The following is a 13,466-nucleotide window of genomic DNA, read 5'->3' as shown; positions in this document are numbered from 1 at the left end:
CTGACCCGCCGCCCTTCACATAGCTGGTACGGCCGTTATGGTGCTGGGAGAACCATGTACGGAGTCTCCCCATCTTGCCGAAACAGCTTCTCGCCGCCTGCGCCCTGGCGGCGCTTCTGCCCGTGACCGCGACCTTCGCCCAGACGGGCGCCGCCACGAAGGCGCCTTCGCCCGCGGCCGATGTCGCCGCCAATCCGCTGCTCGCCGACTGGAGCGGGCCTTATGGCGGGGTGCCGCCGTGGGACAAGGTGAAGCCCGAGCTGTTCCCCGGCGCGTTCGAAGCCGCGCTTGCCGAGCGCCGCGCGGAATATCGCAAGATCGCCGACAATCCCGAGGCGCCGACCTTCGACAATACGATCGGCGCGATGCAGAATGCCGGTCGCCGCCTCGGGCGCGTGTTCGCGCTGTTCGGCGTGATGACCAGCAACATGAACACGCCCGCCTATCAGGCGCTCGACCGCGAATGGTCGCCCAAATTCTCCGCGGCGCAGGACGAGATCACCTTCGATCCCAAGCTTTTCCAGCGGATCGAGGCGGTCTACAACGCGCGCAACACCGGGCTCGATGCGCAGCAGGCCCGCCTGACGACGCGCATCTACGATAGCTACGTCCGCCAGGGCGCCAAGCTCGACGCCGCGCAGAAGGAGCAGCTCTCAGCGATCAACCAGCAGCTCGCGAGCGCGTTCAGCGCCTTCTCGGAGAAGCTGCTGGCGGACGAAGGCACTGCGATCCTCGTCACCGACGAGAAGCAGCTCGCCGGTCTGCCTGCGACCAACAAGGCGGCAGCGAAGGCTGCGGCCGAAGAGCGCAAGCAGCAGGGCTGGGCGATCGTCAACACCCGCTCGGCGGTCGATCCGGTGCTGACCTTCGCGACCGACCGTGCGCTGCGCGAAAAGACGTGGCGCGCCTTCGTCAACCGCGGCGACAATGGCGATGCCAACGACACCAATGCGACGATCGCCAAGATCGTGAAGTTGCGCGCCGATCGCGCCAAGCTGCTCGGTTTCAAGAACCACGCCGAATGGCGGATGCAGGACACGATGGCCAAGACGCCCGAAGCGGCGGAAACGCTGATGATGCGGGTCTGGCCCGCCGCCGTCGCGCGGGTGAAGCAGGAAGTGGCCGACATGCAGGCCATTGCAGACAAGGAGGGCGCCAAGCTCACGATCGAGCCGTGGGATTATCGCTTCTATCAGGAGAAGGTGCGCAAGGCCCGCTACGATCTCGATCAGGCGGAGCTGAAGCCCTACTTCGCGCTCGATAACATCATCGAGGCCTCCTATTACGCCGCCAACCGGCTCTACGGCCTCAACTTCAAGGAGATCACCGGCACGGTGCCGGTGTTCGAGCCGGACGTCCGCGTCTATGAGGTGACGGACCGCGCCGGCAAATATGTCGGCCTCTTCTACCGCGATGATTTCGCGCGCTCGATCAAGCGCTCGGGCGCCTGGGCGAACACCTATCGCTCGCAGCGGCGGATGGCGCCGGCGCAGACAGCGCTATCGTCGAACAACAACAATTTCACCAAGGGCGCGCCCGGCGAGCCGGTGCTGATCAGCCTCGACGATGCCGAGACGCTGTTCCACGAGTTCGGCCACGGCATCCACTCGCTGCTCCAGAACATCAACTATCCGGGGCTTGCGGGCACGCCGCGCGATTTCGTGGAATATCCGAGCCAGGTGAACGAGCATTGGCTGCTCACCCGCGACGTGCTCGACAAATATGCGCGGCATTATCAGACCAAGCAGCCGATGCCGCAGGCGCTGCTCGACAAGATCAAGGCATCGGAGACGTTCAACCAGGGCTTCGCCACGGTGGAATATCTCTCCTCCGCGATCGTCGACATGAAGCTGCACACGCTGGCCGACGGGGTCGTCGATCCCGACGCGTTCGAGAAGAAGACGCTGGCCGAGATCGGGATGCCGAAGGAGATCGTGATGCGGCACCGCTTGCCGCAGTTCAATCACCTCTTCTCGTCCGACAGCTATTCGGCGGGCTATTATTCCTATCTCTGGTCGGAAACAATGGACGCCGACACCTGGGCGGCGTTCGAGGAAGCGGGCAGCCCGTGGGATCAGGCGACCGCGGACCGCTTCGCCAAGATCCTGCTCTCCACCGGCAACGAGACCGACCGGGCGGAGGCCTATCGCGCCTTCCGCGGCCGCGATCCGGACGTCAACGCGCTCCTCAAGATCCGCGGCTTCCCGACGGAGTGAGTCTTATGGCGAGGGCGGGGCATCGAAAACCCCGTCCTCGTCCTCCTCCGCGTCGCGGCGCATCTCCGCCTCGATCCAGGCGCGGAAGGCTTTCACCTTGGCGGCGTTGCGCTTTCCTTCGGGGTATGTGAGCCAGTAGCTCCGCCGGCCGAAGACGATGCGGCGCGGTGCGGGCAGCAGCCGGCGCGCGCGCACTTCGTGCATCCACAGCGCCATATTGAGGATGGCGATCCCGTGGCCGGCGATTGCCGCATTGCCCTCCATCACCTGGCTGTCGAGGCGGACGCCCGCCGTGGCGCCGCGTTCCGGCACCGCCAGGCCGATGCCTTCCAGCCAGACCTTCCACCAGATGTCGTCCGGCGACATGCGCGGCAGCCGCAGCACATCTTCGGGCGTCTCGACCGGGCCGTGGCGGTCGAGAAATGCCGGGCTCGCCATAGGGACGATGGGCACGCGCATCAGGAAGTGGGATACCAGTCCGGGCCAGGGCTCGATGCTGTTGCGGATCGCGACATCGACCTCGTCACGCGCAAAATCGACGATGTCGTCGTCGGTGCGCAGCCGGACGGCCAGTCCCGGCCGTTCCATCTGGAATCCGCCCAGCCGCATCGCCAACCAGTTGGACGCGAAGGTATTGGAACAGCTTATGGTCAGCACGCTCTCGCTCTCGGCACGCGCGATCGCGAAGGCATCGTCCAGCGTATCGAACGCGCCCGAGATCAGCGGCGCGATGCGGCGCCCCGCCTCGGTCAGCATCACTTGGCGGCGCACGCGGTGGAAAAGCGGGGTTCCTACCCGTTCCTCCAGCAATTTCACCTGATAGGAAATCGCCGCCTGGGTCATTCCCAGCTCTTCCGCCGCCTTGGTGAAATTACCGTGCCGCGCGGCTGCCTCGAAAGCACGGACGGCGGCGAGGGGCGGCAGGTGGCGCATCTCTCCATCATAAGCCTGGCTTATGAAAGCTGTCGAGACTTCGATTGGCGCGCGGCGCTTGGAAAGCGCATCTGAGCCTGGCCCACCCAAACAGGAGATGTGAGATGCGCGACGAATTCGAAGGCCGCCTCTGGGCGGATCACGGCACCGACTTCGCCAGAACGGTCGATCAGCTGCTGGCCGACATCGGTCAGGTGTTCAGCCGACTGGCCCAGATCCAGTTCGCAGCCCCCTGGCGCAGCCGCCAGCGGCAGACGCGCCTTGGCTGAAAGGCACATGGCGTGAGCGCCGAACCTGCGGCGCTCACGCCATGCAAAAAGTATTTTTTATGAGAAGGCAGTAGCTTAGAACTTTCGCCTCTGCGGCCCGTTCCCTTAAGCGAAGGAGAACAGCATGGCCGATACAGACCGCCGGAACGCCGGCGAGGGCGGGGAAACGCATCAGGAGGCCGGCGGCGATGTGCCGGTGCTGACGACCAACCAGGGCATCCCCGTATCCGACAACCAGAACAGCCTGAAGAGCGGCGCGCGCGGCCCGACCTTGCTCGAGGATTTCGTCCTCCGCGAGAAGATCTTCCATTTCGACCATGAGCGCATCCCCGAGCGCATCGTCCATGCGCGCGGATCGGCGGCGCATGGCTATTTCGAGCTGTACGAGTCGCTCAGCGATCTCACCCGTGCCGACATCTTCCAGCGCAAAGGCGAGAAGACGCCGGTCTTCACGCGCTTCTCGACGGTCGCCGGCAGCGCCGGCTCTGTCGATACGCCCCGCGACGTGCGGGGCTTCGCGGTCAAATTCTATACCAAAGAGGGCAATTGGGATTTGGTTGGCAACAACATCCCGGTCTTCTTCATCCAGGATGCGATCAAGTTCCCGGACCTCGTCCACGCCGTGAAGCCGGAGGCGGATCGCGGTTACCCGCAAGCGACCGCCGCCCACGATACGTTCTGGGATTTCGCGTCGCTGATGCCGGAATCGACGCACATGTTGATGTGGGCGATGTCGGATCGCACGATCCCCCGATCCTTCCGCACCATGGAAGGGTTCGGCATCCACACCTTCCGGCTGGTGAACGCGGAAGGCCACTCGACCTTCGTCAAATTCCACTGGAAGCCGAAGCTCGGCCTCCAGTCGACGGTCTGGGATGAGGCGGCGAAACTACAGGGCGCCGACAACGACTTTCATCGCCGCGATCTCTATGAGGCGATCGAAGCCGGCGCCTATCCCGAATGGGAGTTGGGCATCCAGACGTTCGACGAGGCGTTCGCAGCGGCGCAGCCCTACGACGTGCTCGACGCGACGAAGATCATTCCTGAAGAAGACGTGCCGGTACGGCTCGTCGGCCGCATGGTGCTCGATCGCAATCCGGACAACTTCTTCGCGGAAACCGAACAGGTGGCCTATTGCCCCGCCAACGTCGTGCCCGGAGTGGATTTCACCAACGATCCGCTTCTCCAGGGCCGGTTGTTCTCCTATCTCGACACGCAGAAATCGCGGCTCGGAACGGCCAATTTCCATCAGTTGCCGATCAACGCGCCGAAATGCCCCGTGATGAATTTCCAGCGCGACGGCCAGATGCAGATGCATGTGCCTAAGGGCCGCGCGACTTACGAGCCGAACAGCCTGGGCGAGGTTGGTGAGGAGGCGGGACCGCGCGAATGCCCGGTTACCGGCTATCACACCTTCGAGCGGCAATTGGACGAGCGGGAGGAAGCCGGAGACAAGCTTCGCGTACGACCCGAACTGTTTGCTGATCACTACAGCCAGGCGCGGCTGTTCTGGGCATCGCAGACGCCTTCGGAGCAGGCGCATATCGCCTCGGCCTTTGTGTTCGAATTGTCGAAGGTCGGCATCGATCACATCCATGCGCGGATGATCGGCAATCTGCGCAATGTCGATGAAGAACTCGCCAAGCGGGTGGCCGACGGCATGGGCATCGATCTTCCGAAGAAGAGCCCCGCGGCGCGTGACCCGCTGGACATGGCCGCAAGCGATGCCCTGTCGATCCACAAGAATATGAAGGCGTCGCTGGAAGGCCGAAGTGTGGGCATCCTTTATGCCGACGGCTCGGATGGCGGTGCGATCGACGCGGTGAAGGCGGCGGTCGAGAAGGCTGGCGGCATGGTCAAGCTGGTCGCTCCCAAGCTGGGCGGCTCCAAGCTCGCAGACGGCAAGACACGCAAGGCCGACGGCCAGCTCGCTGGAACACCGAGCCAGGTGTTCGATGCCGTTGCGATCATCCTCAGCGAAGAGGGAGCCGCCAAGCTGTCGAACGAAGGCGCGGCGGTGCAATTCGCGATGGACGCGTTCGGCCATCTGAAGGCGATCGGCGCGTCGGACGGCGCCGCGGCGCTGCTCGACAAGGCGGGCGTCGAGGCGGATGAGGGCGTGACCGACCTCGGCGACGATTTCGTCAAGGCCGCCGCGCGGCGATTCTATGACCGCGAACCGAAGGTGCGGATGCTTGCCTAAAGCACGGGGTCGATTGTCGCGGCTGGAGCGCGCCGACCTCAAGGTCACACGCGCGATAGCCCGGCATCGGCGCAAGCCGGCGGTCAAGGCGGCCGGGGAGGCGAGTGAGATCGGCGATCAGCCTCCGCTTCGCGCCATATCCGCCGCCGTGCTCCTCCTCGGCCTATTGCGGCGCGATGCGACCCTGGCGCGTGTGGGCGCGGACATGCTCGCCAGTCATACGCTGGCAACGGCGGTCAAGGATGTGGTCAAGCAAACCGTGGACCGCACCCGGCCCGATCATGCGATTGAGAAAGGCTACAGGATGGAGAAAGGGGGCAGCCGCACGCATTCGCTGTCCTCCTTTCCATCCGGCCATACCGCCGGCGCGGTCGCCGTGGCAGAGGCTATCGCGCACGGCTACCCTTCGGTCGCCATCCCCGCCCGCTGCGCGGCCGGCGCGGTCGCGCTCATCCAGATTCCGCGCTGCAAGCATTTCGTCAGCGACATCGCCGTCGGCGCCGCGATCGGCTGGGCCGCGGCCGTATCGGTGCGGGCGATCATGCGGCTGGCCGAAGGCACTGGCAAGGCCGACCGGAGCGATGCGTGCGGCCGGGCGGAGATGAAATAGCGGGATCGATCTGCTAGGCCCCCCTCCATCCCGATCGCGCAAGGAGGGCATCATCACCGATCTGCTGAGTTACACCGTCACCGACCTTATCTGGCTGCAAGTTCTGATATCGCTTTCGCTGCTCGGCCTCGGCGCCTGGATCGCCAACTGGATCGCCAAGCATTTCATCCTCAAGCTCTTCGCGCGGCTGCTGACGCGCACGCCGATCGGCGAGGAAGCCGCGGCCGTGACGCGGATCGCCCGGCGCCTGTCCAACCTACTCCCCGCATTCGTGATTGGTGCCGGCATTGCCGCCGTGCCGCATATTCCCGAGAGCGCCGTCACGCTGGTGCGCAATCTCACCGCGGGCTTCGCCATCCTCACGGTCGCGCTGGCGATCGGCGCCGCGCTCGATTTCGGTAACGAAGTCTATGACCGCCGCGATTCCGCCGCGCGCCGGCCGATCAAGGGTTACGTCCAGGTCGCGAAGATCGTCATCTTCTGCGCTGCCGGCATTCTCATCATCGCCGCGCTGATCGACCGCTCGCCGCTGATCCTTTTCTCTGGTCTCGGTGCGATGGCCGCGGTGCTGATGCTGGTGTTCAAGGACACGATCCTGTCGCTCGTCGCCTCTGTGCAGCTCACGTCCAACGACATGATCCGCGTCGGTGACTGGATCGAGATGCCCAAATATGGCGCCGACGGCGACGTGATCGACATCGCGCTCCACACGGTGAAGGTGCAGAACTGGGACAAGACGATCACCACCATCCCGACGCACAAGCTGATCGAGGACAGTTTCAAAAACTGGCGCGGAATGTCCGAATCCGGCGGGCGGCGGATCAAGCGCGCGCTGATGATCGATCAGAACAGCGTGCGCTTCCTAGCGCCCGGCGAAACGCAGGCGATGCGCCGCTTCGCGCTCATCGCGCCCTATCTGGATGCCAAGCTGGCTGATATCGGCGCGTGGAACGAGGCGCTGCCGGAGCGTGGCCGCGACGCGGTGAACGCGCGGCGGATCACCAACATCGGCACCTTCCGCGCCTATATCGATGCCTATCTCGCCGGCCATCCGCGCATCACCGGCGGGATGACCTTGCTGGTCCGCCAGCTTGCGCCGGGGCCGGACGGGCTACCGATCGAAATCTACTGCTTCACCGCGACGACCGCCTGGGCGGAATATGAAGACATCCAGGCGGACATCTTCGATCATCTGATCGCGATCATGCCCGAATTCGGTCTACGGCTGTTCCAGCAGCCAACCGGCCTCGACTTCGCCACATCGCTCGGCGGCGAGCGCCGGGCGGCCTGATCAGATAGCCTGCTTTAGCGCGTCGGCGAGGTCGGTCTTTTCCCAGGGGAAATAATCGCCATCGGGCTTGCGGCCGAAATGGCCGTAGGCCGCGGTCCTGCCGTAGATCGGCTTGTTGAGACCCAGGCTTTCACGGATGCCGCGTGGGGTAAGGCCGCCCAGCTTCTCGGCCGCGACCTTGGTCAGCGCTGCCTCGAGCGTCTCGTCGGCGACCGTGCCGGTGCCGTGCGTATCGACGTAGAGCGACAGCGGCTGCGACACGCCGATCGCATAGGCGACCTGGATCGTGCAGCGCTTGGCGAGGCCCGCGGCGACGACATTCTTGGCGAGATAGCGGGTGACGTAAGCCGCCGAGCGATCGACCTTGGTCGGGTCCTTGCCGCTGAACGCGCCACCGCCGTGGGGCGCCGCGCCACCATAGGTGTCGACGATGATCTTGCGGCCGGTGAGCCCCGCATCGCCGTCCGGCCCGCCGATCTCGAACTTTCCTGTGGGATTGATGTGATAGACGGTCTGATCGCCGAGCAGTTCGGCGGGCAGCACGCCGGCGACCACCGACTTCACATAATCGTGCAGCTCGTCCTGCTTGGCGCCTTCGTCATAGCCCGCCTTATGCTGCGTCGAGACGACGATCGCGGTGGCGGCGACGGGCTTTCCGTCCTCGAACTTGAGCGTCACCTGGCTCTTGGTGTCGGGTTCCAGGAATGGCGCCTTGCCCGAATGACGGTCCGCCGCCATCCGCTCGAGGATCTTGTGGCTGTAATCAAGCGTCGCCGGCATCAGATCGGGCGTCTCGTCGCAAGCGAAGCCGAACATGATGCCCTGATCGCCCGCGCCTTCGTCCTTGTTGCCTTTGGCATCGACGCCCTGTGCGATATGCGCCGACTGCGGGTGCAGATTGTTCTCGAAGCGCAGCGTCTCCCAGTGGAAGCCGGATTGCGCATAGCCGATCCGCTTCACCGTCTCGCGGACGGTCTGCTCGACCTCATCCTCTACGCCCGGCGCCCAATTGCCCTGCTCGTCCATGATGCCGCGGCCGCGGATTTCGCCGGCAAGCACCACGAGCTGCGTCGTCGTCATCGTCTCGCAGGCGATCCGTGCTTCCGGGTCCTTCGACAGGAAGAGATCGACGATGGCGTCGCTGATCTGGTCGCTCACCTTGTCGGGATGACCTTCGGAGACGGATTCGGACGTGAAGAGATAATTGCTGCGCATCGTTGCGAACGACCTTCTGGAAGGGAGACTTGCGGATATAAAGATATCCTTATGTGTGCGGCATCTAGCGCTCCCGGCGGCGGACCGCAACCGCCGCGGCGGCGAGGAGCAGTGCCAGCGCGAAAGGCAAGATATTCCCAAAGCGCGCGAAAGCGGTGGGAGATTTTGGCGCCGGCAGCGGCGCGTCGATCACGCCCGCGACATTCCAGCCGATCTGGCGGAGTATGCGGCCGTCGGCGTCGATGATCGCCGAAATGCCGGTCGGCGTCGCGCGCAGCACCGGCAGCCCTTCCTCGAGGGCGCGGAGCCGCGCTTGCGCCAGATGCTGCGGCGGACCCCACGCGCCGAACCAGGCGTCGTTCGAGGGATTGAAGATGAAGCCCGGGCGGTTGGCGCGATCGACCACCTGGCCCGAAAAGATGATCTCGTAGCAGAGCTGGAAGCCGACCTTGCCGGCGACCGGCAGGGTCAGCGTCTGCGGGCCGGGGCCCGAGTCGAAATCGATGTCGCCGGGCGAAAGGCGCGACAGGCCGATCGCGGAGAGGATCGGCCGCATCGGCAGATATTCGCCGTAGGGGACGAGGTGCGCCTTGTCGAAGCGGCCGAGGATGCGGCCCGCGGCGTTCATCGCGAAGATGCTGTTGGTCGCGCTGGTGACGTCGGCGCCGTCGGCGGAGCGATAGGTGATGCCGCCGGTCAGCAGCAAGTCGCGCGGCGCCAGGATCGCGCCGACCGATTCGCGGACCACCGCTGCATCGGCCTGCGCGAAGCCGTAGCGCCTCTGATCCTGCAGCGGGCGGGTGACGGCCGCTTCCGGCCAGAGCAGCAAACGCGGACCGGTGCCGTCGATCGCCGACAGCCGCGCGAGCCGCTCAAAGTTGCGCCGCTCGAACCCCGGTTTCCATTTGTCCTGCTGGCCGATGTTGGGCTGGACGATCCGCACCGGCACGGGCCGGGCTCCGGCCGGTGGACCGGAGCCGAGCTGCGCCGCGACGAAGACCAGCGCGAGCCCGGCGAAGATCGCGAGACCCGCACGCCGCTGCTTCACGATCAGCAGCCAAGCGGCGCCGGCGAGGAGCGCGGTGAGGCCCGAGAGGCCATAAGTGCCCGTCCAGCGCGCGGCGGCGGCCACGCCGGTATCGAGCAGCGACACGCCGAGCGGGTTCCAGGCGAAACCGGTGAACATCGTGGCGCGCAGCCATTCGGTGACGATCCAGCCCGCGGCGAAGATGAGGACGGTCGCGGTGCGATCGCCGCGTCCCCAACGCCAAGCCAGCCCCGCCGCCATCGCCGGATAAACGGCGATGTAGAAAGCGAGCAGCACCACCGCGATCCAGCCGAGCCAGACCGGCATTTCCGACTGGAAGGTGAAGGCGGTCGCGATCCAGTTGAGGCCGAGCGCGAAATGGCCGACGCCGAACCAATAGCCGCGGGCCAGCGCGGTCCGAAGCCGCGGCGCGCTCCAGACAAGGTGGAGCAGCAGCGCGAACGCGGCGAGCGTGACCGGCCACAGGCCGAGCGGCGCGAAGCCGGTGGCGCTGGCGATTCCAGCGAGCAGCGATAGGGCGAGAATCTTCACGCCGCTGCTATGCCCATCCCGGCATTTCGGCGAAAGCGCGAATGACGTAAGGAGCGCCGCCATGAGCATGCCGCCCTTCCATCTCGCCTTTCCAGTCCACGATCTTGCCGCCGCGCGCGCCTTCTATGGCGGCATCATCGGCTGCCCGGAGGGGCGAAGCTCCGATCACTGGATCGACTTCGATTTCTACGGCCATCAGATCGTCGCGCATCTCGCCCCCGATCGCGCGCCCAAGCCACATACCAACCCGGTCGACGGCGAGGAGGTGCCGGTGCCGCATTTCGGCGCGGTGCTGTCGATGGCCGACTGGCGCGCGCTGGCCGACCGGCTGACCGCGGCCGGCACCGATTTCATCATCGCCCCCATCGTCCGCTTCGCCGGCGAGCCGGGTGAGCAGGCGACGATGTTCCTCACCGATCCTTCGGGCAACGCGCTGGAGTTCAAGGCAATGGCCGACCCGGCGAAACTGTTTGCCAAATGATCTAGCTCACCCCGCCATAGTCACCGTCGAGATAGACGAGCGGCGCTACCTCGTCGCGGATCGCGATAGATTCGACGACGCCGATGAAGATGCTGTGCGTGCCGAAGCGGTGATGATCGATCCGGCGGCAGGTGAGCGCGGCCTGTGCATCGGCTAGCCGGGGAGGATTGGTCGTGCACACCTCCCAGCCGCTGGCGAAACGCAGCGCATGCTTCTCGCGGTCGGCGAACATCTGCGCGATGCCGGCCTGGTCGCGGTGCAGCACATTGACGGTGAAATGGGTCACGTCCTCCATCGGCGCGTGCATCGCCGCGGCGCGGTTGATGCAGACGAGGAGGCTCGGCGGATCGACCGACAGGCTCGACATCGCGGTGGCGGTGATGCCCATCGGCTCGCCGTCCACGCAGATGCTGATGACGTTGACGGTGGACGCCACGCGCCGCATCGCCGCGCGGAAGTCGTCGACCAGGGCCGGATCGCTATCGTGCATCGCGCCGATTTGGCGCCCGCCTGCGCGAAAGCAAGCCTATTCCCAGATTTTCACGCGGTCGGCGGGGGCGAGGTAGAGCTTGTCGCCGGGCTTGACGTCGAACGCCTTGTACCATGCGTCGTGGTTGCGCACCGCCCAGGTCCGCCACTTGCTCGGCGAATGCACGCCGGACAGCACGGACTTGCGCAATTCCGCCTCGCGGAAGGCGACCTTGTTGACCTGCGCGCGGCCCATGAAGAAGCGCTGATCCCCGGTCGTGCCGTCGATCACCGGCGCGGGCTTGCCCTTCAGCGAGAGCTGATAGGCGTCGTAAGCGATGGCGAGCCCGGCATTGTCGGCGATATTCTCGCCCAGCGTCTGCTGGCCGCGAATGTTGAGGCCGGGCAGCGCTTCATAGCCGTCATATTGCGCGACGAGCTTGGCCTTGCGCGCATCGAAGGCGGCGATGTCGGCTGGGGTCCACCAGGTCGCGAGCCGGCCTTCGGGATCGAACTTGCTGCCCTGATCGTCGAAATGGTGGCTGATCTCGTGGCCGATGACATAGCCGATCGCGCCGTAATTGACCGCGGGATCGGCGTAGGGATCGAAATGCGGCGGCTGGAGATAGCCGGCGGGGAAGACGATCTGGTTGTTCTGGAAACTGGCATAGGCGTTGGCGGTGATCGGCATCATCCACCATTCGCGCCGGTCGACCGGCCGGTCGATCCGGGCAAGGCTGCGGTCCCAGTCGAACGCCCCCGCGCGCTTCAAATTGCCGTAGGCGTCGCCCTTGACCACCTGCAGCCCGTCATAGCTGCGCCACGTGTCGGGATAGCCGATCATCGGCGTGAACGCGGCGAGCTTGGCGCGCGCCTTCACCTTGGTCTCGGGCGTCATCCATGAGAGGCCCGCCAAGCGGCGGTCCATCGCCGCGATGACATTGGCTACGAGATCGTCCATCGCCGCCTTGGTCGCGGGCGGGAAATGGCGCTCGATATAGGGTTTGGAGACGGCGTCGGTCATCGCCGTCGCGGTCAGCTCGATCGCCTGGCTCCAGCGCGCGGGCGCCTCGGTCGCGCCGCCCAGCACGCCGCCCGAGAAAGCGAATTCGGCGTCCTGGAACGCCTTGGGCAGCGCCAGCGCACGGTCCTTGGCGATGCGCACCGTCATCCAATCCTGCAACACCGGCAGCGGTGTCGCGGCCCAGAGCTTGGCGATGCCGGTGACGGCGCCCGTCTCGCCGACGATATAGGTCGGCCGCCCGCCGAGCCCCGCGGCGCCGAGATAGGCGTCCCAATCGAGCCCCGGCGCCTTCGCCTTGAGCTCGGCCAGCGTCATCGGATTGTAGGTCTTGTCGGCATCGCGGCTGTCGGCGAGCGGCCAGTGCGCCTCGGCGATTGCGCGCTCGAAATCATAGACCGCCTTGGCGCGGCCCGTGGTCGCGGCCTTCGGCACGCCGGCCAGCGTCAGCATGGCCGCGACATGATCGCGATAGGCGGCCTGCGCCTTCACCGAATCCGCGTCGTCCTTCAGATAATAATCGCGGTTGGGCATGCCGAGCCCGCCTTGGCCCATGCCGACGACATAGCTCGTGGGATTCTTGGGATCCTGGCCGATGCCGACCTCCACCGGCGCGGGGAAATAGCGCGGCATCCGCCCCAGCGGCGGCGTGCCCTGCCACTGGCGCGCAGCCTTGCCCATCTCGGCGGCGAGCGCCGCGCGGTCCTTCGCGGCGCGGATCGTCGCGACATCGGCCATCAGCGGCGCCGCGCCCTTGGCGTCGATTGCCGCCTGGTCGATCAGCGTGGCATAATAATCGGCGACGCGGGCGTCGTCTCCGCTCAGCGACGCGCGGCGCGGCTCCATTTCCTCGATGATCGTGCGGACCTGGCTTCCCGACAGGTCGTTGAGCCGCTGCACCTGGCTGAGCGCGCCTCGGTCGGCAGGGATTTCCACCGTCTTCGCCCAGGTGCCGTTGACGTAGGACCAGAAATCGTCACCCGGTTTCACGCTCTTGTCGGCGGACGCGGTGTCGACGCCGAAGCTGCCCCATTGCGCCTTGCCCTTCGCGGCGGCCTCGTCGCGCGCTTCGGCTTCGGCAAGTCGGCTCGGCGGCGTCTCGGCGAGCGCGGTTCCGGCAAGCAGCAGCGGCACGAGAGCGGCGGCGAAAGAGCGCATGGCGAATCCCCCTTTATGGCAC

11 protein-coding genes are annotated in these 13,466 nt (G+C 65.8%); 6 read left to right on the top strand and 5 right to left on the bottom strand.

All coding sequences use genetic code 11. The annotated features are described in order from the left end of the window. The first annotated feature begins 74 nt into the window (after nt 1–74). A complete protein-coding gene (locus B9N75_RS03845) occupies nt 75–2,216 on the top strand; it encodes a M3 family metallopeptidase (protein WP_085217609.1) in 2,142 nt (713 codons plus the stop codon). Between the two features lie 3 nt (nt 2,217–2,219). Here the strand turns inward: B9N75_RS03845 and B9N75_RS03840 are convergent, their stop codons facing one another. Beyond that, nucleotides 2,220–3,149, bottom strand: coding sequence for a LysR substrate-binding domain-containing protein (locus B9N75_RS03840; RefSeq protein ID WP_172840801.1), 930 nt, complete (start codon nt 3,147–3,149; stop codon nt 2,220–2,222). Between the two features lie 104 nt (nt 3,150–3,253). On the opposite strand from B9N75_RS03840, the gene B9N75_RS13900 reads away from it, so the two are divergent. The 4 genes from B9N75_RS13900 (at nt 3,254) to B9N75_RS03825 (ending at nt 7,522) form a co-directional block, all read left to right on the top strand. Beyond that, nucleotides 3,254–3,418 (top strand): hypothetical protein, encoded by a 165-nt coding sequence (locus B9N75_RS13900; RefSeq protein ID WP_157123681.1) that lies wholly within the window; start codon nt 3,254–3,256, stop codon nt 3,416–3,418. A 124-nt stretch (nt 3,419–3,542) separates the two neighbouring features. After that, entirely contained in the window at nt 3,543–5,621 is a 2,079-nt protein-coding gene (locus tag B9N75_RS03835) for a catalase (RefSeq protein ID WP_085217608.1), read from the top strand. 13 nt (nt 5,622–5,634) lie between these two features. Next, on the top strand, nt 5,635–6,231 hold the full coding sequence (locus B9N75_RS03830; protein ID WP_172840800.1) for a phosphatase PAP2 family protein: 597 nt from the start codon (nt 5,635–5,637) through the stop codon (nt 6,229–6,231). Nucleotides 6,232–6,457: 226 nt separating this feature from the next. After that, on the top strand, nt 6,458–7,522 hold the full coding sequence (locus B9N75_RS03825; protein WP_342039340.1) for a mechanosensitive ion channel family protein: 1,065 nt from the start codon (nt 6,458–6,460) through the stop codon (nt 7,520–7,522). Here the strand turns inward: B9N75_RS03825 and metK are convergent, their stop codons facing one another. After that, a complete protein-coding gene (metK, locus tag B9N75_RS03820) occupies nt 7,523–8,737 on the bottom strand; it encodes a methionine adenosyltransferase (protein ID WP_085217605.1) in 1,215 nt (404 codons plus the stop codon). It abuts the gene before it with no gap. A gap of 64 nt (nt 8,738–8,801) precedes the next feature. Continuing rightward, a complete protein-coding gene (lnt, locus tag B9N75_RS03815) occupies nt 8,802–10,316 on the bottom strand; it encodes an apolipoprotein N-acyltransferase (protein WP_244552418.1) in 1,515 nt (504 codons plus the stop codon). A 61-nt stretch (nt 10,317–10,377) separates the two neighbouring features. Between lnt and B9N75_RS03810 the strand changes: the two genes are divergently transcribed. Beyond that, on the top strand, nt 10,378–10,797 hold the full coding sequence (locus B9N75_RS03810; protein ID WP_085217603.1) for a VOC family protein: 420 nt from the start codon (nt 10,378–10,380) through the stop codon (nt 10,795–10,797). Between the two features lies 1 nt (nt 10,798). On the opposite strand, the gene B9N75_RS03805 is transcribed toward B9N75_RS03810, so the two are convergent. Both B9N75_RS03805 and B9N75_RS03800 read right to left on the bottom strand, forming a co-directional pair. Continuing rightward, nucleotides 10,799–11,287, bottom strand: a complete 489-nt coding sequence (locus B9N75_RS03805) for a flavin reductase family protein (RefSeq protein ID WP_085217602.1) — start codon at nt 11,285–11,287, stop codon at nt 10,799–10,801. A 36-nt stretch (nt 11,288–11,323) separates the two neighbouring features. Further along, nucleotides 11,324–13,444 (bottom strand): M13 family metallopeptidase, encoded by a 2,121-nt coding sequence (locus B9N75_RS03800; protein WP_085217601.1) that lies wholly within the window; start codon nt 13,442–13,444, stop codon nt 11,324–11,326. Nucleotides 13,445–13,466 lie beyond the last annotated feature (22 nt).

Source organism: Allosphingosinicella indica, from assembly GCF_900177405.1.
In the GTDB taxonomy this organism is placed as follows: Bacteria; Pseudomonadota; Alphaproteobacteria; order Sphingomonadales; family Sphingomonadaceae; genus Allosphingosinicella; species Allosphingosinicella indica.
Note: the sequence above shows the minus strand (reverse complement) of the source record. Positions and strands in the feature narration are given on the sequence as shown.